Annotated in this window: 22 protein-coding genes and 1 tRNA gene (1 of these 23 running past the window's edge); 13 read left to right on the top strand and 10 right to left on the bottom strand. The window is 61.0% G+C overall.

Going from position 1 to position 20,569, the window contains the following annotated elements:
* The 3 genes from YH63_RS03670 to YH63_RS03660 all read left to right on the top strand — a co-directional run.
* A protein-coding gene (locus YH63_RS03670; RefSeq protein ID WP_046828779.1) for an IS1595 family transposase crosses the window boundary here: on the top strand, positions 1–920 show its 3' portion. It extends 25 nt beyond the left edge of the window; the window shows 920 of its 945 coding nt (coding positions 26–945); its start codon lies off the left edge, out of view; it ends in the stop codon at positions 918–920.
* A 110-nt stretch (positions 921–1,030) separates the two neighbouring features.
* Positions 1,031–1,432 carry a hypothetical protein gene (locus YH63_RS03665; RefSeq protein WP_137325108.1) on the top strand — a complete coding sequence of 134 codons (402 nt, stop codon included), beginning with the start codon at positions 1,031–1,033 and terminating at the stop codon, positions 1,430–1,432.
* Positions 1,429–2,133 carry an MltR family transcriptional regulator gene (locus YH63_RS03660; RefSeq protein WP_046828781.1) on the top strand — a complete coding sequence of 235 codons (705 nt, stop codon included), beginning with the start codon at positions 1,429–1,431 and terminating at the stop codon, positions 2,131–2,133. Before YH63_RS03665 ends, YH63_RS03660 begins: the two co-directional genes overlap by 4 nt.
* A 605-nt stretch (positions 2,134–2,738) precedes the next feature.
* On the opposite strand, the gene YH63_RS03655 is transcribed toward YH63_RS03660, so the two are convergent.
* From YH63_RS03655 to YH63_RS03625, 7 genes are all read right to left on the bottom strand, one after another.
* Positions 2,739–3,830, bottom strand: coding sequence for a hypothetical protein (locus tag YH63_RS03655; RefSeq protein ID WP_046829773.1), 1,092 nt, complete (start codon positions 3,828–3,830; stop codon positions 2,739–2,741).
* Between the two features lie 12 nt (positions 3,831–3,842).
* Complete coding sequence (locus YH63_RS03650; RefSeq protein WP_046828784.1) at positions 3,843–4,457, bottom strand: glutathione S-transferase; 615 nt, start codon at positions 4,455–4,457, stop codon at positions 3,843–3,845.
* 73 nt (positions 4,458–4,530) lie between these two features.
* On the bottom strand, positions 4,531–5,373 hold the full coding sequence (locus YH63_RS03645; RefSeq protein ID WP_046829774.1) for a fumarylacetoacetate hydrolase family protein: 843 nt from the start codon (positions 5,371–5,373) through the stop codon (positions 4,531–4,533).
* Between the two features lie 125 nt (positions 5,374–5,498).
* Positions 5,499–6,356, bottom strand: coding sequence for an MBL fold metallo-hydrolase (locus tag YH63_RS03640; protein WP_046828785.1), 858 nt, complete (start codon positions 6,354–6,356; stop codon positions 5,499–5,501).
* Positions 6,357–6,435: 79 nt separating this feature from the next.
* Positions 6,436–7,221: an SDR family oxidoreductase gene (locus tag YH63_RS03635; protein ID WP_046828786.1), complete on the bottom strand. Its 786-nt coding sequence runs from the start codon at positions 7,219–7,221 to the stop codon at positions 6,436–6,438.
* Positions 7,222–7,324: 103 nt separating this feature from the next.
* Positions 7,325–8,932 carry a GMC family oxidoreductase gene (locus YH63_RS03630; RefSeq protein ID WP_083992645.1) on the bottom strand — a complete coding sequence of 536 codons (1,608 nt, stop codon included), beginning with the start codon at positions 8,930–8,932 and terminating at the stop codon, positions 7,325–7,327.
* A 65-nt stretch (positions 8,933–8,997) separates the two neighbouring features.
* A complete protein-coding gene (locus tag YH63_RS03625) occupies positions 8,998–10,428 on the bottom strand; it encodes a coniferyl aldehyde dehydrogenase (protein WP_046828788.1) in 1,431 nt (476 codons plus the stop codon).
* A 338-nt stretch (positions 10,429–10,766) separates the two neighbouring features.
* On the opposite strand from YH63_RS03625, the gene YH63_RS03620 reads away from it, so the two are divergent.
* Positions 10,767–10,843: transfer RNA gene (locus YH63_RS03620), tRNA-Met, on the top strand.
* Between the two features lie 75 nt (positions 10,844–10,918).
* Here the strand turns inward: YH63_RS03620 and YH63_RS03615 are convergent.
* The 3 genes from YH63_RS03615 to YH63_RS03605 form a co-directional block, all read right to left on the bottom strand.
* Positions 10,919–11,407, bottom strand: a complete 489-nt coding sequence (locus YH63_RS03615) for a cupin domain-containing protein (protein WP_046828789.1) — start codon at positions 11,405–11,407, stop codon at positions 10,919–10,921.
* Positions 11,408–11,534: 127 nt separating this feature from the next.
* The gene (locus YH63_RS03610; protein WP_046828790.1) at positions 11,535–13,478 is read right to left on the bottom strand and encodes an alkyl/aryl-sulfatase; all 1,944 of its coding nucleotides are present in this window, start codon (positions 13,476–13,478) and stop codon (positions 11,535–11,537) included.
* Between the two features lie 40 nt (positions 13,479–13,518).
* Positions 13,519–14,046, bottom strand: coding sequence for a GNAT family N-acetyltransferase (locus tag YH63_RS03605; protein WP_046828791.1), 528 nt, complete (start codon positions 14,044–14,046; stop codon positions 13,519–13,521).
* 107 nt (positions 14,047–14,153) lie between these two features.
* Between YH63_RS03605 and YH63_RS03600 the strand changes: the two genes are divergently transcribed.
* From YH63_RS03600 to YH63_RS03560, 9 genes are all read left to right on the top strand, one after another.
* A complete protein-coding gene (locus YH63_RS03600; RefSeq protein ID WP_046828792.1) occupies positions 14,154–15,395 on the top strand; it encodes an MFS transporter in 1,242 nt (413 codons plus the stop codon).
* A 143-nt stretch (positions 15,396–15,538) separates the two neighbouring features.
* Positions 15,539–16,138 carry a superoxide dismutase gene (locus YH63_RS03595; protein WP_046828793.1) on the top strand — a complete coding sequence of 200 codons (600 nt, stop codon included), beginning with the start codon at positions 15,539–15,541 and terminating at the stop codon, positions 16,136–16,138.
* A gap of 74 nt (positions 16,139–16,212) precedes the next feature.
* Entirely contained in the window at positions 16,213–16,587 is a 375-nt protein-coding gene (gene crcB, locus YH63_RS03590) for a fluoride efflux transporter CrcB (protein ID WP_046829775.1), read from the top strand.
* Positions 16,588–16,603: 16 nt separating this feature from the next.
* Complete coding sequence (locus tag YH63_RS03585; RefSeq protein WP_170978656.1) at positions 16,604–17,194, top strand: permease; 591 nt, start codon at positions 16,604–16,606, stop codon at positions 17,192–17,194.
* Positions 17,191–17,688 carry a hypothetical protein gene (locus YH63_RS03580; protein WP_046828794.1) on the top strand — a complete coding sequence of 166 codons (498 nt, stop codon included), beginning with the start codon at positions 17,191–17,193 and terminating at the stop codon, positions 17,686–17,688. The genes YH63_RS03585 and YH63_RS03580 overlap by 4 nt, the downstream gene beginning before the upstream one ends.
* A 112-nt stretch (positions 17,689–17,800) precedes the next feature.
* A complete protein-coding gene (locus YH63_RS21745; protein WP_046828795.1) occupies positions 17,801–17,998 on the top strand; it encodes a hypothetical protein in 198 nt (65 codons plus the stop codon).
* A gap of 2 nt (positions 17,999–18,000) precedes the next feature.
* Entirely contained in the window at positions 18,001–18,753 is a 753-nt protein-coding gene (locus tag YH63_RS03570; RefSeq protein WP_046828796.1) for a metal ABC transporter ATP-binding protein, read from the top strand.
* A gap of 4 nt (positions 18,754–18,757) precedes the next feature.
* Positions 18,758–19,627, top strand: coding sequence for a metal ABC transporter permease (locus YH63_RS03565; protein ID WP_046829777.1), 870 nt, complete (start codon positions 18,758–18,760; stop codon positions 19,625–19,627).
* A 9-nt stretch (positions 19,628–19,636) separates the two neighbouring features.
* The gene (locus YH63_RS03560) at positions 19,637–20,548 is read left to right on the top strand and encodes a metal ABC transporter substrate-binding protein (RefSeq protein ID WP_046828797.1); all 912 of its coding nucleotides are present in this window, start codon (positions 19,637–19,639) and stop codon (positions 20,546–20,548) included.
* Positions 20,549–20,569 lie beyond the last annotated feature (21 nt).

Here is a 20,569-nt window from a genome sequence, read left to right as displayed (position 1 = left end):
TTCAGACGCCAGAGGCGGCCCGCGCCTATCTTGAAGCCCTGCGTTGGGGCGGTGAGCGCGTGTGCCCGCATTGCGGGACGGTCAATTCGTCTTTCGCCACCAAGAAGGCTGGCGTCTATCGCTGCTCGTCCAAGGAGTGCCGCAAGGACTTCAGCGTGACCACCAAGAGCGTGATGGAAAGCAGCCATATCAAGCTGCACGTCTGGTTACAGGCGTTCTACCTCATGGCCTCGTCCAAGAAGGGCGTATCCAGCCATCAACTGCACCGCGCCCTTGGCGTAACCTATAAGACCGCTTGGTTCCTGTCGCACCGTATCCGCGAAGCAATGCGCAATGGCGGCATTGTCTCGCCAATGGGCGGCGAAGGCTCAATCGTTGAGGCTGACGAAACTTACTTCGGTCCAATCGCCAAGGATAAGGTTCGCAAGACCACAACGTCTGGCCGTCCGTTCACAAAGGCTGGCCGCACTGGCCCATCGAATAAGCGCGCCATCGTGTCGCTCGTTGAGCGTGGTGGCTCAGTGCGCTCATTTCATGTTGCCGTGGCCGATGCCAACACTGTTGCTGTCATCGTCAACGAGAACATTCACCGCGAAACGCGGCTGCATACCGATGAAAGCCGCCTCTACACCAAGGTCGGCGCTAACTTCGCCATGCACGAAACTATCAATCACTCCGCGAAGGAATACGCTCGCGGCGACGTAACCACCAACAGCGTTGAAGGTTACTTCTCAATCTTCAAGCGCGGTATGCGTGGCGTTTATCAGCATTGTGCAGAGAAGCATCTGCACCGCTATCTTTCAGAGTACGACTTCCGCTTCAATCATCGCGTGAAGCTGGGCTTCAATGACGGGGAACGTGCGGACCTTGCCATCAAGGGTGCGGCTGGCAAGCGTCTGACGTATCGTCAAGCTAACTGAGCCTGACTTCTCCAAAAAAGCCGGTCGCTTTCTGCGCTGGCGATCTAAACTGCCGAAACCTAAACCACGATTCGTCAAGTATTGGCGGACGCGCTGATGAGGGAGTTCGCATGTCCAAAATTGTCAAAGTCAGTCGGATGGTATGGCAAGAGATCGATACCGTTCTCTGCGTCGTTTTTGTTGGCCTAAACAGTATGAAAAAGGATGTCTCGATGGCGGTCCCAGCGGGCTCGCTGGCAACAGTCAATGCCGAAGCTAAGCGCCGCTTAGCTGCTAGCGAACTGAAGGGACGGAAACAGACTTCCTTGACGGAGTGGACCGAGGCGCGGTTTCTGAACTATCAGACGATGAATGTGGGAACCACAGACGAAAATAAGATTGGGATAATTTTTGATCGCGGCCTCGATACCGAATTTGCTCTGTCGCTCCCAAAAGAACATGCCCTGCAATTGGCGGAGCAACTTGTAACGACGGCAAATCAAAACTCAGGTAATCTCCCCACGCGGAATTGACCGCCACCTATTTTGCGTCCTTCTTCGGTTTCTTCGGCTTTTTTGCCGCGATACTTTTCAATGGCTTCGGCGGCGACTTAAGCGCGCCCTTTAGCATCGCGTCGAAACGCTGCTTTGTTTCCTTATCGCTATATTTCTCGTCTTTACTGGAGTCTGCCATGGGCTGGTCGCTTTTCAACGATGATGAGACCGAGGCTGTACGCGAACTTTTCAAAAGTTCTGACAGAGCCGCAGCCATCATGGCTGCCACCATTGTAGAGAATAGACTCACGGCGGCGATTAAGCACCGGTTTAACCCTCACGTCGCCGTGCAAAAAGAGATGTTCCGGTCATCCGGCCCTCTCGGGAGCTTCTCTGCGAAGATCAAGCTTGCTTACCTAATGGGTATTTGCAGCGAGCGAGCCTTCAAAGACCTTGAAGTCATGAAGGACATTAGAAACCGCTTTGCGCATCACATCGACATCAAGGATTTTAACTCTCAACGAATTGCCGATTGGTGCAAAAATTTCCAGCTCATCGACATATCTGTGTTCCCGACAGGCACAAAAGACCCCGTCATCAACCACAAACCAGGTGATTGGTTCACGATAGATGGCCACGAAGAAAAAATGAAAGACCCAAAATGGCGGTATCTTATAACAGCCATGCTTTTTTCAGGCTCTCTCGCCACACCTCGGGCGTTTGGACTACCCAACATCTAATCCGCCGCGTCCCGCATAACTCGATAAATTCGAGCCACGATTTCTGCGACGGGCTCAAACTCTGAATCGCCTTCAGACCACGCCAAAACCCCGGCCTCAATCATAGCCGGGGTTATTTCTATTTCGGGCGCGCCAGCTTCCGGCAAATCGACGGAAGCGGCTCTTTCTACATGTTCCATCGTGTGGTGCCAAATATATAATTGGGATTATATTCCTATTGCATTCAGGCCGCGATGTTTCATGAGCACCGCCGCCGGATAACCTGAGTGACGACGGTGGAGCGCCGGGAGGCGCAGCGCCTGTCGCATCAGGCGCGCATGGCCCTCGCCAGGCCGTGCGGCGGACTCGATCGCAAGAGTTCGCCAAAGGTGCCTCGCAAGCACCTTGGCGCCTCCCGGCGCTCCATCGTCCCGCTCACGCGAGGAGTGGAGTTTTTTGCAAAGCTCGGACGCATTGATTTGCGCCGCGAGAGCGTTTTCGCCTGAGCGCGGGCAGAAAAATTAACTCCGGTCATCCCCGCGTAAGCGGGGATCCAGAATGTTGAAGTGCTGGATTCTCGCGTTCGCGGGAATGAACGGAAGGAACAATTCAATTCAGATGAATTGCTACGCCGGAAACCGTCCGTCGTCAGTCGATGCGAGCGGCTTTTGAGTAATGGTCCAGGACAGCGGGCCGGGATGACTGTCCGACTGCGACGTCATCTCAAGCGACAAGCGCCGGTCGTGCGCGGTCATCAGGCCCTCGACCAATCCGGTCAGCGCCTGCAGGCACATCGGGTGATAATCCGGAACGCCTGCGATCAATCCCCATTGCTTCTGCGACACCGTGACCTTGCCGTTGGTGTGGCTCATATCGGCCTCATCGCCCTGCGACTGCAGCAGCGTGAGCAGAAACGCGCCAAAACCCTTTGGGCCGCTGTCGTGGGTCGTCGGGAAACTCGCGGCGATGTCAGGATAGAACTGCATGCCGACCAAACGTCCAGTCAGATGCAGCAGGTGGCCTGCATCGTGCGGGCTGAACAGGTTGACGATCACCGGAAGTGCCGTGCGGACATACTCCATCGCGTAGTTGCGGTAGGCCTTTTCAAGCCTTGAACGCGGCCAGGTGTCGCTTGCGAGTCTCGGCGCAGTGGCCGGATCGAACAGCGGCGCTTCGAGGTGCCGCGCGAACACCAGCCGCTCGTCGGGCAAAAGATCGCGGTCGTACTCGTAGTAGAAACCCTCAAGGCCATTCTGGCCGTCGACGGTCTGCTTGGTGCAGACAAAACCCATCCGCGGATTCTTGAACGAGACGCCGTTGTGGGCATGCCAGCCGCGCAGCATCGCCGCAGAGACCTCGCCGGGGATCGCGCAGATCGCGGTGCCGCGCCAGACCCAGCGCGGCGGCGGATAGCGGATCCACGCCTTGCGGTCCGACTCGCGCATGTACTCGACGTTGACGCCGCCGATCTGGTTGCTGAGATAGTGATACTGCGCGGCGGCAACTGCGTGCGGCGCCTTGCTCAGACCGAATTTCTCGATGCCGGCGAGAAAGCGTTCGTGATGCTGGCGGCGGAAGACGCGGAACACGAATTCCGCGGCGTCTGCGCTGTTGCGCCGTGTCACCAGCGACATGATCAGGCCGGTGAAATAGGCGTGATACAGGTCGGCGACCGCGTGCCAGGCTTTGAAATCGGTCTCGTCTGCGCGATCGCTCATCGTCATTCCTGGTTAAGCCGGCGGCGGAACGGAAATCCGCACCGATTCCCGCTGCATCATCTTTTCGTGGAAGGCGTCGAGCTTCGGAAACGTCTTACGCCAGCCGCAATCGGGAAACCGGAAGTCGAGATAGCCGAGCACGCAGACGATACCGATCTGCACGATGTCCAGTGGGCGCGTCAGAACGTCAGGATGTGCCTCGAAACGCGCAAGGCCATCCCAGGCGCGCTTGAACTGATCGTCGCTCCATTCGTTCCAGCGAAACTGCTCCGGCCGCAGCAGCTTCTCGTAGCGGCACAGCAGCAGCGCATCCAGCATGCCCTGAATGATGGAATGGTCGGTCTTGACCTGCCACTTCTTGATTCCCGAAGCGGGAATCAGCTTGCCGCCGGCGAGCTCGTCGAGATACTCGGCGATCACGTAGGAATCCACGATCACATTGCCGTCGTCCAGGATCAGCGCGGGAATCTTCCGCAGCGGGCTGACCTTGCGTGCATAGTCTTCGTTTTCGGTGATCGGGACTGCCTTGGTCGGAACGAACTCGATCCTGTCGATCAGGCCAAGCTCGATCGCCGCGATGCGGACCTTGCGCGCGAATGGCGACGCCGGTGAATAGGCAAGCTTCATGGGATGTTCCCGAATGGACGACATGAATGGCAGGCTCCGGCGCGATGGCCGGAGCCTCGAAGGTGGTGCTGCCTCAAGCCGCGACGATTTCCTGACGCTGCGCGCCGAGACCATCGATGCCGAGGGTGACGACGTCGCCGGCGTTGAGGAATTTCTGCGGCTTCATGCCCATGCCGACGCCGGGTGGCGTGCCGGTGGTGATGATGTCGCCGGGATGCAGCGTCATCAGTCCGGAGACATAGGAGATGATTTTCGGGACGTTGAAAATCATCGTCGCGGTCGAGCCGGTCTGGCAGCGCGTGCCGTTGACGTCGAGCCACATGCCGAGCTTGTGCACGTCCGGAATTTCATCGGCGGTCACGAGCCATGGGCCGACCGGCCCGAAGGTGTCGTGCGACTTGCCCTTGGTCCATTGTCCGCCGCGCTCGATCTGGAAGTTGCGCTCCGACACGTCGTTGCAGACCGCATAGCCCGCGACATGCTTCAGCGCGTCGGCCTCAGAGACGTACTTGGCCTTGGTGCCGATGATGATGGCGAGTTCGACTTCCCAGTCGAGTTTCGTGGAGTCACGCGGCTTCTCGACGGCATCGTTCGGCCCGCACAGGCTGGTGTTGGCCTTGAGGAAAACGATCGGTTCGGACGGGATCGCCATGCCGGCTTCGGCAGCGTGATCGGCGTAGTTGAGTCCGATCGCGACGAATTTGGTGATGCTGCCGACCGGCGCGCCGAGGCGGGGATTGCCGTCGACCAGCGGCAGGGAGGCCGGATCGACGGCGGCGATCTTCGCCAGACCTGCGGGCGACAGCGCGTCGCCGTTGATGTCCTTGACCAGAGCCGACAGATCGCGAATGCGGCCCGAGCGGTCGAGCAATCCGGGCTTCTCCTGGCCCACAGCGCCAAAACGAACCAGTTTCATAGGCAGTTCCTTTTCGTTCTTGTCCGATGTTTCATTCGTCGGATGTTTCTTGCGACAGGGCGCGGCGAAATTCAACCTTCAGTGTCCTGAATCCGAAGTTTGCTTCATATTGCAGCGCGCTCATTTCAGGCGTGGTTGCGGTCCGCGATCAGTTTGAAGGCATCCCCGTCGCGCACCAGATGGCCGGGATCGTAGTGACCACCGAATACCAGCGTCGGCGTGTCCGCGAAGCGCGAAAACAGCATCTTGCGCGCCTCGATGGACTGGACCGGATCGGAATCCGCCGTCGATGACCAGTCGAGGTGAGCCAACTGGCAGGGATGATGCGCGACGTCGCCGGTCAGCAGGGCCTGCTGGCCGTCGGATTTGATGAGAACGCTCATATGGCCCGGGCTATGTCCGGGCGTCGCAATCAGGGACACCTCGTCGCCGATGCGATGATCGCTGCCGATGAGATCGGCGCGCCCGGCATCGACGATCGGCTGCACCGAATCCTCGAACACCGCCTTGTGTTCGCCAGCAGGACTGTGCGCGGCCCAATGGTCATACTCGGTCTTGCCGAACAGATAGCGGGCGTTGGTGAAAGTCGGCACCCACTTGCCGTCGGTGAGCGTCGTATTCCAGCCGACGTGATCGACGTGAAGATGGGTGCAGAGAACGGTATCGATAGTGTCGGCGGGATAGCCTGCTGCGGCGAGGTCATCGAGGAACGGCTTGTCCAGTCCATTCCAGGCCGGTACGGACCGGTTGGCCTTGCCGTTGCCGATGCAGGTATCGACAATGATTCTGTGGCTCGGCGTTTCCACGATCCACGACTGGACGTTGAGCTTGAGGCGGCCTTCGGCGTTGGCGTAATGCGGCACCAGCCACGGCATTTTCTGGGCTTCTTCCGGCGTCGCCTGCGGAAGAATGAATCGCGTGCCGCCCGTGGCTCCGATTTCCACGACGTTGGTGATTTTAACCCGGCCCACAGTCCACTGCATCAAGCCAGCTCCCGATTGTTCTTTGCTCACCCTCGGGCTGAGCCCGAGGATCTGTTTTGCGGGATTGCGCTCTGCGCGCTTACATCGTGCCGGGGAACGCGCCGCCGTCCATCAGCAGGTTCTGTCCGGTGATGAAGCCGGACTTGGCGCCGCATAGGAACGCGCAGGCGAGGCCGAATTCTTCCGGATCGCCGAAGCGTCCAGCGGGATTCGCCTTCATGCGCTGCTTGAGCACTTCGTCCGGCGAGATGCCCTGCGCCTTCGCGGCCGCTTCGAGCATCGGTCCGCGAACGCGGTCGGTGTCGAACGGGCCCGGCAGCAGACCGTTGATGGTGACGTTGGCGATCACGGTCTTGCGCGACAGGCCGGCGACGAAGCCGGTCAGGCCGCTGCGTGCGCCGTTCGACAATCCCAGAATGTCGATCGGCGCCTTCACCGCGGCGGACGTGATGTTGACGATGCGGCCGAACTTGCGCGCCATCATGCCGTCGACCGTCGCCTTGATCAGTTCGATCGGCGTCAGCATGTTGGCGTCGATGGCCTTGATCCAGTCGTCGCGCGTCCAGTTACGGAAATCGCCCGGCGGCGGACCACCGGCGTTGTTGATGAGAATATCCGGATCGGGGCAGGCCTTCAGCGCGGCTTCGCGTCCTTCCGGTGTGGTGATGTCGCCGACGACTTCCGTCACCGTCACCTTGGGGCTGGCCTTGCGGATATCCGCGGCGGTCTTGGCGAGCGCTTCGGCGCCGCGTGCCGTGATCGTGACATGGACGCCTTCATTGGCCAGCGCGATGGCGCAGGCGCGGCCCAAACCCTTGCTCGCTGCGCAAACAATCGCGCGCCGTCCTGAAATTCCGAGATCCACTGGTCTACTCCCTCTTTTGTTGCGTTTATTGTCCGTTCAAGCCCAATCATCGGACCTTTAAAGTGCAGGATAGCGTCTTGCCTTATCCGGGCATGGTGCGCAATCAGTGAACGCGCATCTCTGCCTTGATCATGTCGGCGGCCTTCTCGCCGATCATGATGGCCGGTGCGTTGGTATTGCCGCCGATCACCTCGGGCATGATCGATGCATCCGCGATGCGCAGGCCCTCGATGCCGTACACCTTGAGCGTCGGGTCGACCACGGCCATCGGGTCGTTGACGCCCATCTTGCAGGTGCCGACCGGGTGATAGACCGTGTCGGTCCGCGCCCGCAAAGCCGCGCGGATGTCGTCATCAGAACGCACATCGGCGGTAAACGGGTCCGAGGTCTGGATCGCCTTGAGCGCGGGCGCATCGAGCAGGCGCTTGGTTGTCTTGAAACCGGCGACCATCGCCTCGAGGTCGTCCGGATCGCCGAAGAAATTCGGATCGATCGCCGGCGGCTGCATCGGATCGGCGCTTTGCAGCCAGACGCTGCCGCGGCTTTTCGGCCGCAGCAGGCAAACGTGACACGAGAAGCCGCTGCCGAAAAACGGTGTGCGGCCGTGGTTGTTCACCACCGCCATGCAGAAGTGCAGCTGGATGTCCGGAAGTGCGAGATCGGGCCGGGTTTTGAGAAACCCGCCGCACTCGGCGATGTTCGAGGTCATTGCGCCGCGCCGTTCGCGGCGATACTGGAAGATTGACTTGACGATGCGGCCGATGCCCTTGAGCGTCAGACCGGTGAAGTTCGGATTGTCGGAGCGGAAGCCGAACACGAAATCCGGATGGTCGTGCAGGTTCTTGCCGACGCCGAGCAGGTGATGCACCGAGGCGATGCCGTGCTTGGCGAGTTCGGATTGATCGCCGATGCCGGACAGCATCAGCAGCTGCGGTGTCTGGAATGCGCCGAGGCCGAGAACGATTTCGTGGCGCGCGCGGACTTGCTTTGTGTCCTTGCCCTGCCGGTACTCGACGCCGACCGCGCGCTTGCCCTCGAACAGGATGCGCGTGGCATGGGCGCCGGTGATCACATGCAGGTTCTTGCGCGTTTCCATGAAGGGATGGATGTAGCCGCGCGCGGCGCTCCAGCGTTCGCCGTTTTTCTGCGTGACCTGATAGACGCCGAGGCCTTCCTGCTCCTCGCCGTTGAAGTCCTCGTTGATCCGGAACTGCGCTTCGCGCGCGGCTTGGAGATAAATCTCTTGAACCGGGTTGTCGGTTTGCAATTTGGTGACGCTGAGCGGACCGCCCTTGCCGTGATAGAAGCCGTCGAGTTCGCTGTTGTCTTCGGACCGCTTGAAGTAGGGCAGGACGTCCGCATAGGACCAGCCGGTGTTGCCTAATGAGGCCCAGCGATCGTAGTCCGCCTTGTGGCCGCGGATGTAGCACATCGCGTTGATGGACGACGACCCGCCGAGGCCCTTGCCGCGTGGCTGATAGCCGATGCGGCCGTTGAGACCGGGCTGCGGCACTGTCTCGAATGACCAGTTGTTGACCGGACCCGACACCATCAGGATCAGCGCGCCGGGCGTGGTGACGACCCAGTTGTCATCCTTGCCGCCGGCTTCCAGCAGCGCGACCGAGACGTTGGGATCTTCCGAGAGACGGCTTGCGACGGCGCAGCCGCCGGAACCCGCGCCTACAACCACGTAATCGAACGTGTCCGCCATTATTATCCCCCCAGACAGCATTATTACGCCGGCATTGATGCCGGTCGTATTGATCCTTCGAAAATTTACGACATGAAACGCAGCAGCTTGATCAGGCGCGCGATCTTGCCGCCATAGGGCGGGTAAAGATCGGCCAGCCGGTTGAAAGGCGAGCGATAGAACACCGGCTTCATCTTGCTCAGGCCGCGGAAGCCCCATTCGCCATGATACGCGCCGATGCCTGATGCGCCGACGCCGCCCATGGGCTGGTTGGCCTGCACGAAGTGAAACAGGCAATCGTTCACAGTGACGCCGCCGGATACGGTGCGCGTCAGAACCTGATCGCGTGCGGCATCGTCCTTGCCGAACCAGTACAGCGCCAGCGGACGATCATGGGCGTTGATATGGTCAATCGCCGCGTCGGTGGTGTCGCAGGCGAACACCGGCAGGATCGGCCCGAAGATTTCCTCCTGCATCACTTTCATGTCGGTGGTTGCGCCATTGATGAAGGTTGGCGGAAATTTGCGTTTCGCCTTCCAGGCCGGATCGTCCGGTTTTGCCGCCTGCACGATCTTCGCGCCACGCGCGGCGGCGTCCTGCACCAGGCCTTCCAGCCGGGCGTAGTGCTTGTCCGAGACGATCGAGGTGTAATCCTTGTTGTCGGGGCTGGTGCCGAACATCCGCGCAACCGCGCTGTTCGCCTTGGCGACAAACTCATCCGCGCGGCCGCGTGCGATCAGGACGTAATCCGGCGCGATGCAGGTTTGCCCGGCGTTCATCAGCTTGCCGTAGACGATGCGCTCGGCGGCTTCGGCAATGTCGGCGGAGCGGTCGATGATTGCCGGCGACTTGCCGCCGAGTTCGAGCGTCACCGGCGTCAGGTTGCGGCCTGCGGCTTCCGCCACCAGCCGCCCGACGCGGGTTGAGCCGGTGAAGATCAGGTGATCGAACGGCAGCGCCGCGAAACGTTCGGAAATGTCGCCGTCGATGCCGGTCACCATCAGCTCGGTGTCGTCAAATTTGTCCGCGATCAGCTTTTGCAGCAGCGCGGAAAAATGCGGCACCAACTCGCTCGGCTTGATCATGACGCGGTTGCCGGCGGCGATGGCCGCAATGGTGGGCGCCAGCGTGAGCTGCAGCGGATAGTTCCACGGCGCGATGATGCCGACCACGCCGAGCGGCTGCGGCAGCAGTTTGTTCTTCGCCGGGAAGTATTGCAGTTCGGTCGCGACGTGTTTCGGCGCCATCCAGCGGCTGAGATTTTTGGTCGCGTGCTTGATCTCGGCGAGCAGGAACAACGTCTCTGCAATCAGGGTCTCGGTCGAGGAGCGGTTGCCGAAATCGGCGGAGATCACTTCGGCGAACCGGGTTTCATTCTCCACCACGAGCGCGCGGAGCCGGGCGAGCCGGTCGCGGCGCTCCGCAAGGGTAGGGGAAGCGGCGCGTGACAGCGCCACGGCGCGGCGGAAAACGTCCTCGATGCCGCCTGCGGCGGGATTTCGTAACGCCTGGTTCATCGGTTTTCTCGGGTTTTCTCGGGTTTCCTCGCGGCCGGCTTTGCGTGTGCCGGACCTTGTTTTGCCTTGCTCCGAGGCTGGTCTTTCGCGGTTCTGTTGGCAAGCCTGCTTGCATGCGCCCGGAGGCCAGACTCTCCGGAATTGGGGCGGGAATTGCCGTCATAAAATCGTGAAAAAGATCGTCCGCAGGCCTTTCCAAAGCGGGATGGCGTTGGTACATACCCGGTGCGCCACGGGCGATTGCCTTGGTAGCCTTCTCTCGCCTCCGGACGGGTTGGGACGACGCCTTTGGCGTTGAACTGTCGTCTGTCTGCCTTTGAAGGTGTGCACCGGTTTATCGCGGGGTGGAGCAGCCCGGTAGCTCGTCAGGCTCATAACCTGAAGGTCATAGGTTCAAATCCTATCCCCGCAACCAAATAAGATGCTGAATTATCAGCGTAATTTAAAGCCGCCCCTCGGGGCGGCTTTTTGTTTGGGCTGGCGTTGTGTCTCAGTTGGTCTTGCCGAATTGCGGCTCATCCGGCTTGCTGAATGTATTTCCGCTCGGTCCGTATCCGGTGATCTGAATAATCGCGCCCTCTTCACGCGTGCCGTCCCAGTGGACCTTGCCGTTCGGGTGCATCATGTAGCCGCCGGTCTTGAGCGGAACAGCCTTGGCTGGTTCGAAGGCTTCGCCCGTGCCGGTGTACCAGGTGCCCGACAGCACCACGACATGGCGATCCTCCGGATGCTTGTGCGGCTTGCTCATGATGCCCGGCGGCCACTTGATGCGCAGCACGTAGATGCCGGGCTTTGACGGGTCGCCGAACAGCGTTGCCACCTCGACGCCGACGCCGAACGGATTCTTGTACTGCTCTTCGCCCTGCTTGATTCGAATGAAGCCATCGCTATCCGTTTCGGCTTTCGCGGCCGGATGCTGCAACATCATCGCAACGGCGGCACATCCAGCGATCGTCAAAGCAGTTTTGATTTTTTTCACGGTGGTTTTCTCCCTTGCTTTTCTTGTTGTGCAGGGAAGCTAACTCAGCCGTAAGGAGCAAGCAATCAAGGCGGCCGCCAAGGCTATCCGCGTTCCGGTTCACCAGACTGGTTGAGCGCTGTGGCTGTCAGGCTGGGTCAGGCCGCGTACGCGGTTCGACAATCTCGAACATGCGCTCAAAGTCATCCATGAGAGTCATCAGTTCATCGAAACGGGACGCATCTCCCGTGGCGCGTACTTTCCCAGCTTTCAACGCGTCGGACATGGTCGATGTCTGAAGAACCAGTTCGTTGAAGGTTTTGCGGCCGAGCATCAATGTCGCATCGGCATTGGCCGCATGACGGCCATTCATATGCGTGAGTGCGCAATTTTCCAGATTGAGCACGAACCGTTCCCCAGAGTCGGTGAACTCCCAGTTCAGAACGATGGTCTTGCCCTCGGCCTTGGGGCCGTTGAGGCGTACGCCCAGATATTCGAACAACTGGCCGGTGCGCAGCGCGCGGACCGTGTCGTTTGAAATCGGACTGCGGCTGGGGACTTTCGGCATCCCCTGGCGCAGCTCCTGCGCGCCGAACAGATATGCATTGCGCCACGTCGCGCTTTCGCTGGCGTAGCCGAGTTGCTCATAGGTGTCGGCGAGAAGCAGGCGAGCCGCCTCGTTGCCGGGTTCTGCGAACACCACGTGATTGAGGACTTCCGCGACGATCCGAAATTCGCCGGCGGCGAAGTCGTCCTGCGCCTTCGCCAGCACGCGCTCTGCGCCGCCCATATAGGCGAGGAGCTTCTTTCCGAGCGCGACGGGCGGGAGCGGATCGAGGTGGGCCGGATTGGAATCGTACCAGCCGAGTGTGCGCTGATAGATCGCTTTGACGTTGTGCCGCACATGGCCGTAGTAGCCGCGCGTGTGCCATGCGCCCTCGAGGCTCTCCGGCATGCGGATCACCTCGGCAATTTCCGACGCGGTCATGCCGTGATTGATCATGCGCAACGTCTGGTCATGCACGAATTTGTAGAGGTCGCGCTGCTGCTTCAGGTGTGTCTGCACCCGTGCCTTCCCCCAGACCGGCCAGTGATGCTGGCCGACCAGAACCTCGGCGTCATCGCCCCACATTTGCAGGGCTTCGCTCAGATAGCCGGACCAGGCCAGCGCGTTGCGGACTTCCGAGCCGCGGAAGGGAAGCAGATTGTGAAAGTTATGCGTGGCGTTCTCCGCCATGTTGAGAACTTTCAGCTGCGGCAGATAGAAATGAAACTCCGCTGGCGCCTCGCTTTCCGGCGCCATCTGAAACACGAACTCAAGGCCGTCGATGACGCGCCTGTCGCCAGTCGCCATGACGAGATCGGTTGGCGCAACCAGCGCAACCGTTCCCGCCGCCATCGACTTGCCGAGACCGCAATCGACCTGACCCCGTGCGCCGCGCGGAATGAACGGTCCGAACTGGTACTGCGCCCGCCGCAACATCGCATTGCCGGCGATGACGTTTTCGGAGACCGCGAATTCCATGAACAGATTCGGCGCAATGATCGGCACGCGGCCGCTGCTGATATCTTCGTCGCTGAGCACGCCGCGCGCGCCGCCCCAGTGATCGGTGTGCGTATGGGTGTAGATCACTGCCGTCACCGGTCGGCGGCCGCGATGCTTGAAGTAAAGTTCAAGTCCGGCGCGGGCGCCTTCGGTTGATGTCAGCGTATCGACGGCGATCACACCGGTGTCGCCCTCGATCAGAGTCATGTTGGCGATGTCGAGGCCGCGCACCTGATAGACGCGGTCGCAGACTTCGAACAGGCCGTGATTCATGTTCAGCTGCGATTGCCGCCACAGACTCGGGTTGACGGTTGGCGGTGCAGAATCCGATGACAGAAAACCATAGGGTTTCAGCGTCCAGACCACGCGGCCCTGCGCGTTGGTGACGGTGGCGTCCGGCAGCGTCTCGATGAAGCCGCGGCTGGCGTCCTCGTAATCCTGACGATCCTCGAAGGGCAGCGCGGCCAGCATCGCCGCGTTGGATGCCGCGACCGCGGGATGCGCGTCTTTTGGCAGCTTTCGCGGATCGGTCTGTGGATCGTTCATGGCGCTTTCCTCACGTTGTCAGGCGATTGAACGCCTGCCGTCACCACGGCAGGCCGCAGAGATCGATGGTGCCCTCGCGCAACAGGCGCTTGATCTTGAAAACGTAGGGAGCCATCGCTTCGAATTGCGCGCGTCCGGTGGGCTGCTCAGCGTAGACGGGACCGTTGAAGGTTTGCCAGCCGAGTTTTTCATAGAATGCGTTGTTATGCGGCTCACAGAACAGCATGCCGAAGTCGGTGGCGCGCTCCTCGGTCAGGGTGTGGATCGCTGCATTGATCGCAAGCGTTGCATAGCCGCGGCCGCGGCAGTCCTCGCGCGTCGCCACGCCGCCGATCCCGCCGATGGTCACCTTGCGGCCGTTCCAGGTGCCCGTGCGGCGGTAAATCCCGACATGGCAGACGACATCGCCGTCCAGCTCGATCATGACCCGGAGATCGGCATGGGCGAACACGATGTGGCCCCATGGCGATACTTTCACGACCTCGGGCGGCCAAACGGCCGACAACAGCGGTTTTACGGCGGGCCATGCCGTGTCACCGGTGGCGATATCGATCTCGATGCTGCTCATTCGATGGCCTCTGTTTGCGCGGCGCACATCAGCATTGTTCTCCGTGCAGATGGTAAAACGCCGATTCCGATGCAATGATAAGCGTCATATCGGGAGAATTTTCTACAATGCAGGCCGCTCAGCTCAGTTCTTATCAGAAGTGGTCGATTTTGATCGGCGCGTCCGTCATGTTGAGCCTGTCGATGGGTATGCGGCAGAGCTTCGGGCTTTTCCAGCCCTCGATCCTGCATGATACCCAGATCACCAGTGCCGACTTCTCCCTGGCCACCGCGATCCAGAATATCGTCTGGGGCGTCACGCAGCCTTTCGTCGGCATCCTCGCCGACAGATACGGGTCGCGTTACGTGATGCTCGCAGGTGTGCTGGTGTACATACTCGGCCTGGTCACCATGATTTTCTCGACCACGGCGCTGGCGTTTACCTTCGGTTGCGGCATATGCGTGGGCATCGCGCTGTCGTGCACCGCGGCGAGCATGAGCATGACGGTCGCAGCGCGGGCGGTATCCGCAGCCAAGCGCAGCGTCACCATGGGCGCGATCTCCGCCGCCGGCTCGATCGGCCTCGTGATCGCATCGCCGCTGGCGCAAACCCTGATTTCGACCGCGGGCTGGCAGATCGCGCTGGTCGGTTTCGTCGCCCTCGCTTGCGTGATGCTGCCGTCGGCATTCAGCGCCGGCGGCGCCGACAAGATCGAGTTGGACAAGGCCGACGAACTCAATCAGTCGCTTGGCGCGGTGGTCCAGTCGGCGCTCGGACATTCCGGCTACGTGATTATGGCCGTGGCGTTCTTTGTGTGCGGGCTCCAGCTTGTCTTCATCACGACACATCTGCCGAACTATCTTGCGATCTGCGGTCTCGATCCCTCGCTTGGCGCATCGGCGCTGGCGCTGATCGGACTTTTCAACGTGTTCGGGTCGTATCTTTTCGGCTGGCTCGGCGGACGTTATCCCAAGCAGTTGTTGCTGGGCGGCATTTACATCGTGCGGTCGCTGGCGATCGCGGTGTATTTCATTTTGCCAGCCACACCGGCATCGACGCTGATCTTCGCAGCGGTGATGGGGTCGCTCTGGCTCGGGGTGATTCCGCTGGTGAACGGGCTCGTCGCGCAGTTGTTCGGGCTCCGCTACATGGCGACCCTGACCGGCATCGCCTTCTTCAGCCATCAGGTTGGATCTTTCATTGGCGCATGGGGTAGCGGGCTGATTTTCGATCATCTCGGCAGCTATGACATGGCCTGGAAAGGTGCGGTCATCATCGGGATGATCGCAGGATCGTTCCAGATGCTGATGAATGTGCGTCCGCCGAAAGCCAAGGACGATCTGGCCGGCGCGCTCCCGAAAGCGGCATAAAAGTCCACCAGCCAGAATGCTGCCCCGCGAGAGGCAGCGTTGGGCTATATATTCAGCGCGGCATATCTGTTTCCCTCCCCGGGAAACCTTCTATAGTGCGCCGCGTTGACACCTCGTCACCCACAATTTCCGGAAGTAGACCCATGACCTTCACGCTCCCGAATCTGCCTTATGCTTACGATGCGCTCCAGCCTCATATGTCGAAGGAGACGCTCGAGTATCACCACGACAAGCATCACCAGGCTTACGTGACCAACGGCAACAATCTGCTGAAAGGCACCGAGTTCGAGGGCAAGTCCCTTGAAGACATCGTGAAGGGTTCGTTCGGCAAGAACGCGCCGCTCTTCAACAATGCCGGTCAGCACTACAACCACCTGCATTTCTGGAACTGGATGAAGCCCAACGGTGGCGGCGACAAGCTCCCCGGCAAGCTCGCCAAGCAGATCGATCAGGACCTCGGCGGTCTCGAAAAGTTCAAGACCGATTTCGCAGCAGCCGGTGTCGGTCAGTTCGGCTCCGGCTGGGCCTGGCTTTCGGTCAAGAACGGCAAGCTCGAAATCTCCAAGACCCCGAACGGCGAAAGCCCGCTGGTTCACGGCGCAACGCCGATCCTCGGCGTCGACGTGTGGGAGCACTCCTACTACATCGACTACCGCAATCGCCGCCCGGACTATCTGAAGGCGTTCGTCGATCACCTCGTGAACTGGGAATACGTCGAGTCGCTGTACACGAAAGCGGCGTAACCACTGCAATCAACCGAGGGGCCGCAATTTGCGGCCCCTTTTTTGAGACGATGTCCCAATCGGCCTGAATGTTGATGAACTATCTTCTTGTCTTTGTCGGTGGTGGTCTGGGCGCGTCGCTTCGGCATGCGGTCAATGTCGGCTGCGCCCGCGCATGGGGCCTCAACTTTCCCTACGGGACTTTCCTGATCAACATCACGGGTTCGCTGGTGATGGGTCTCATCGCCGGCTATCTCGCTTTCAAGGGCGATGCGTCGCAGCCGTGGCGGCTGTTCATCATGACCGGCATCCTCGGCGGCTACACCACGTTCTCCGCATTCTCGCTGGATGCGGTGACGCTCTATGAGCGCGGCGAGATCGGAATGGCGCTGTTCTACGTGGTGGGGTCGGTGGTGCTGTCGATCGCGGGGCTTGTGGCAGGCCTCGCGCTGGTGCGACATTTCGCGTGAGAGCAAGAGACCGTTTTTGTCCGAACCCCCGCTGAAAACCGAACCTTCCGAGAACGGCGAGGGCGCGAGTCCACGCCGCAAGGGCAAGCCCTTCGGCTGGTCGACGTTCATCATCGCAGCACTCGTTGCGATCAGCGCCGCGCTGGTCTGGCGGCGTGACGGTTTCGATGGTGTCTGGGCCATTCTCGTCCACGACGTTTCCCTGTTCGGCGAAATCATGCCGCGCGTGCTGGCGGGCTGCCTGCTCGGCGGATTGATCGCGTCGGTGCTGCCGCACGACAAGGTGTCGAAATCGCTCGGGCCTGAATCCGGGCTGAAAGGTCTGCTGATCGGCACGGCGTTCGGGGCGATCCTGCCGGGCGGCCCGTTCACCGCCTATCCGGTGGCTAGTGCGCTTCTGGCGGTCGGTGCGGACTTCGGCGCCACCATCGCCATGGTGGTGAGTTGGACACTGATCGGCTACGGCCGCGCGGTGGCGTGGGAGATGCCGATCATGGGCGCGGATTTCACGCTCTGGCGCATCGTGATTTCGCTGCCGATGCCGATCCTCGCCGGCGCGCTGGGGCGCTTCGTCTATGTCCGCGTCCGTCATAGGTTCAAGCTGTGACGGCGCTCATCATCGACATTCTGTTGTGGGGCTCGCTGATCGGCGTGAGCATCATCGCATGGCGGCAGGACAAGACTGTACTGGCCACGGCGCTGCGCAAGGGCGGGATGGATTTCATCGACATCGTGCCGCGGATTGCGCTCGGTGTGATCGGGTCGGGTTTTATCGCCGCCATCATTCCCTCGGAGGTGATTGTCGGTGGGCTCGGGCCGGATACCGGATGGCTCGGGATTGCGACGGCGGTGGTTGCCGGCGCGGCGACGCCGGGTGGACCGGTGATCGGCTTTTCCATCGGGGCGGTCGCGCTCAAAAGTGGCGGCGGAATGCCCCAGGTGGTCGCCTATATCGTTGCCTGGGCCCTGTTTGCGTTCCAGCGGCTGATCCTGTGGGAAATCCCGTTCATGCCGACCCGGTTCGTCTGGTTCCGGGCCATGGTCTCGCTCCCGTTCCCGTTTCTGGCTGCGGCCATCGTGATGGTGATCGGGAAACCATAGGTTCGGCTACCTTGTGGAACCATGGACGCGGGTTATGTTATAATATAACATTCTTGAACATTTGAGGGGTCTTAGCGCCTCTCAGCCTCACCGGACCTGGAAAGCGGACCTCATGGCCCATTCGCACGGGCATTCCCACGCTCACGACCATTCACACGGTCCTCATTCGCACAGCCATGGCCCAGCATCGCCACATCCGGCGCAGCCGGTCCACTGGTCGATCCTGCGGATGACGCTGGCAGCGCGTCTGGCAGCCGCTGCGGCGATCAGCGCGGTTCTGTGGGCTGTCGTGCTGACGGCGATGAGGTGAGCATGTCCGCGCAACTGACATTCCGCGATGTGACGCTCGGCTACGACCGCCATCCCGCCGTGCATCACCTGAGCGGCGAGGTCGCCGCCGGTGCGCTGGTGGCGGTGGTCGGCCCGAATGGTGCAGGCAAGTCCACGCTGTTTCGCGGCATCGTCGGCATCCTCAAGCCGCTGGCCGGTGTCATCGGACTCGGCGATCTCAATCAGCGCGACATCGCCTATCTGCCGCAGACCGCCGACATCGACCGCAGCTTTCCGATTTCGGTCTACGATTTCGTCGGCACCGGACTGTGGCGCCGCAGGGGCATCTTCGGCGGGCTCGGCAAGAACGAGCAGGCGCGGATCACGGAAGCGCTGGCCGCGGTCGGGCTGAGCGGGTTCGAAAATCGTCCGATCGGCACGCTGTCCGGCGGCCAGATGCAGCGCATGCTGTTCGCCCGCGTGCTGTTGCAGGATGCGCGTGTCATCGTGCTGGATGAGCCGTTCAACGCCATCGACGCCAAGACGTCCGCCGACCTGGTTGCTCTGGTGCGGCGCTGGCACGCGGAGAAGCGTACGGTCCTCGCCGCATTGCACGACATGGATCTGGTGCGCGCGAATTTCCTCGAGACGTTATTGCTGGCGCGCTCAAAAGTGGCATGGGGCAAGACGTCAGAGGTGCTGACGCAGGAAAACCTGCTGGCCGCGCGGCACATGTGCGAAGCCTTCGACGATGGTGCTGCGCCGTGCGTCGACACGCCATCGCAGGCAGCGTGATCTCATGATCTATGACGCGCTGATCGCGCCTTTCACGGAATTCGAATTCATGCGCCGCGCGCTGGCCGGTGTGATTGCGCTGGCACTGGGCGGCGCGCCCATCGGCGTGTTCCTGATGCTGCGGAGGATGAGCCTTGTCGGCGATGCGATGGCGCACGCGATCTTGCCGGGCGCGGCTATCGGCTTCCTGCTGTCCGGTCTCAACCTGTTCGCGATGACATTCGGCGGGTTGGTCGCGGGGTTCACGGTCGCGATTCTGTCGGGTCTGGTCGCGCGCGCCACTGAACTGAAGGAAGACGCCTCCTTGGCGGCATTCTATCTCGTGTCGCTGGCGCTCGGTGTCGCCATCGTGTCGATCAAGGGTACCAACATCGACCTGCTGCATGTGCTGTTCGGCAATATTCTCGCGATGGATGACCAGACGCTGCTGGTGATTGCGTTCAACGCCACCATCACGCTGCTTGTGCTGGCGGTGATCTATCGGCCGCTGGTGATCGAGTGCGTCGATCCGGTGTTCCTGCGCACGGTGAGCCGGGCCGGCGCGCCGGCGCATCTGGCGTTCCTCGCGCTGGTCGTCATCAATCTGGTCAACGGCTTTCACGCCCTCGGTACGCTGCTTGCGGTGGGGTTGATGATCCTGCCCGCAGGCATCGCCCGGTTCTGGTCGCGCGACATCACCGGCATGATCGGAATCGCGGTGGCGAGCGCCGCGCTGTCGGGGTTTGCAGGCTTGCTGCTGTCGTTCCACACCAAGGTGCCGTCGGGGCCGGCGATCATCCTGGTCTGCGCGGGGCTGTATGTGGTGTCGGTCTTGTTCGGCAGCGTCAGCGGTCTGGTGCGTCAGCTATTTCCGGGCCGTCATCTCGAAGCGTGAGGAGAGGCTGTGCTTCGATTTATAAGCGTCATCGTTGCTGTGCTGGCTCTGGCCGTCGCTCCCGTCTCCGCACAACAGGCGACCGACGGGCCTCTCAACGTGGTCGCGACGTTCTCGATCCTCGATGACTTTGCGAAGAACATCGGTGGCGAGCGGGTCAGTGTCACGATGCTGGTCGGTCCCAACAGCGATACCCACGTCTACACGCCGACGCCGTCCGACGCGAAGAAGATCGCCGATGCGAAGCTCGTGATTGTCAACGGCCTCGGCCTTGAGGGCTGGCTGCCGCGTCTGGTGAAATCATCCGGAAGCCGGGCGGTCACGATTGTTGCCACCAAGGGCATTGCCACGCGCAAGATCGAGGATGGCCACGGCCACGATCATGGTCCGGGTAATGCCGACCCGCACGCCTGGCAGTCGGTGGTCAACGCGAAGACCTACGTCACCAACATCCGCGACGCCCTGATCGCAGCCGATCCGGCCGGCGCGAACGCTTACAGAGCCAACGCCGATGCCTACCTTGCAAAGCTCGATGCGCTGGACCGCGAGATTCGTGAGGCCATAGTGAAAATCCCGCCCGGACGCCGCAGCGTGATTTCGACCCACGACGCCTTCGGCTATTTCGCCGTCGCCTATGGGATCAAATTCATCGCGCCGCAGGGCGTATCGACCGAATCGGAGCCCAGCGCCCGGGACATTGCGGCCATTATCACCCAGATCAAAAAGCAGAAAATTCCGGCTGTTTTTCTGGAAAATGTCAGCGATCCGCGGCTGATGCGGCGGATCGCCGCCGAGACCGGGGCGAATATCGGCGGAACGCTGTATTCGGACAGTCTGACCGACGAAAAGGGGCCAGCACCCACTTACATTGATATGGTCCGGCACAATATAAAGGCCCTGACGAGCGCGCTTTCGAGCTAGGGCAGGGGCCACCCCGCCGCC

This window comes from Afipia massiliensis, from assembly GCF_001006325.2.
GTDB classification, from domain to species: Bacteria; Pseudomonadota; Alphaproteobacteria; order Rhizobiales; family Xanthobacteraceae; genus Afipia; species Afipia massiliensis_A.
This window is presented reverse-complemented; position numbering and strand designations above follow the sequence as displayed.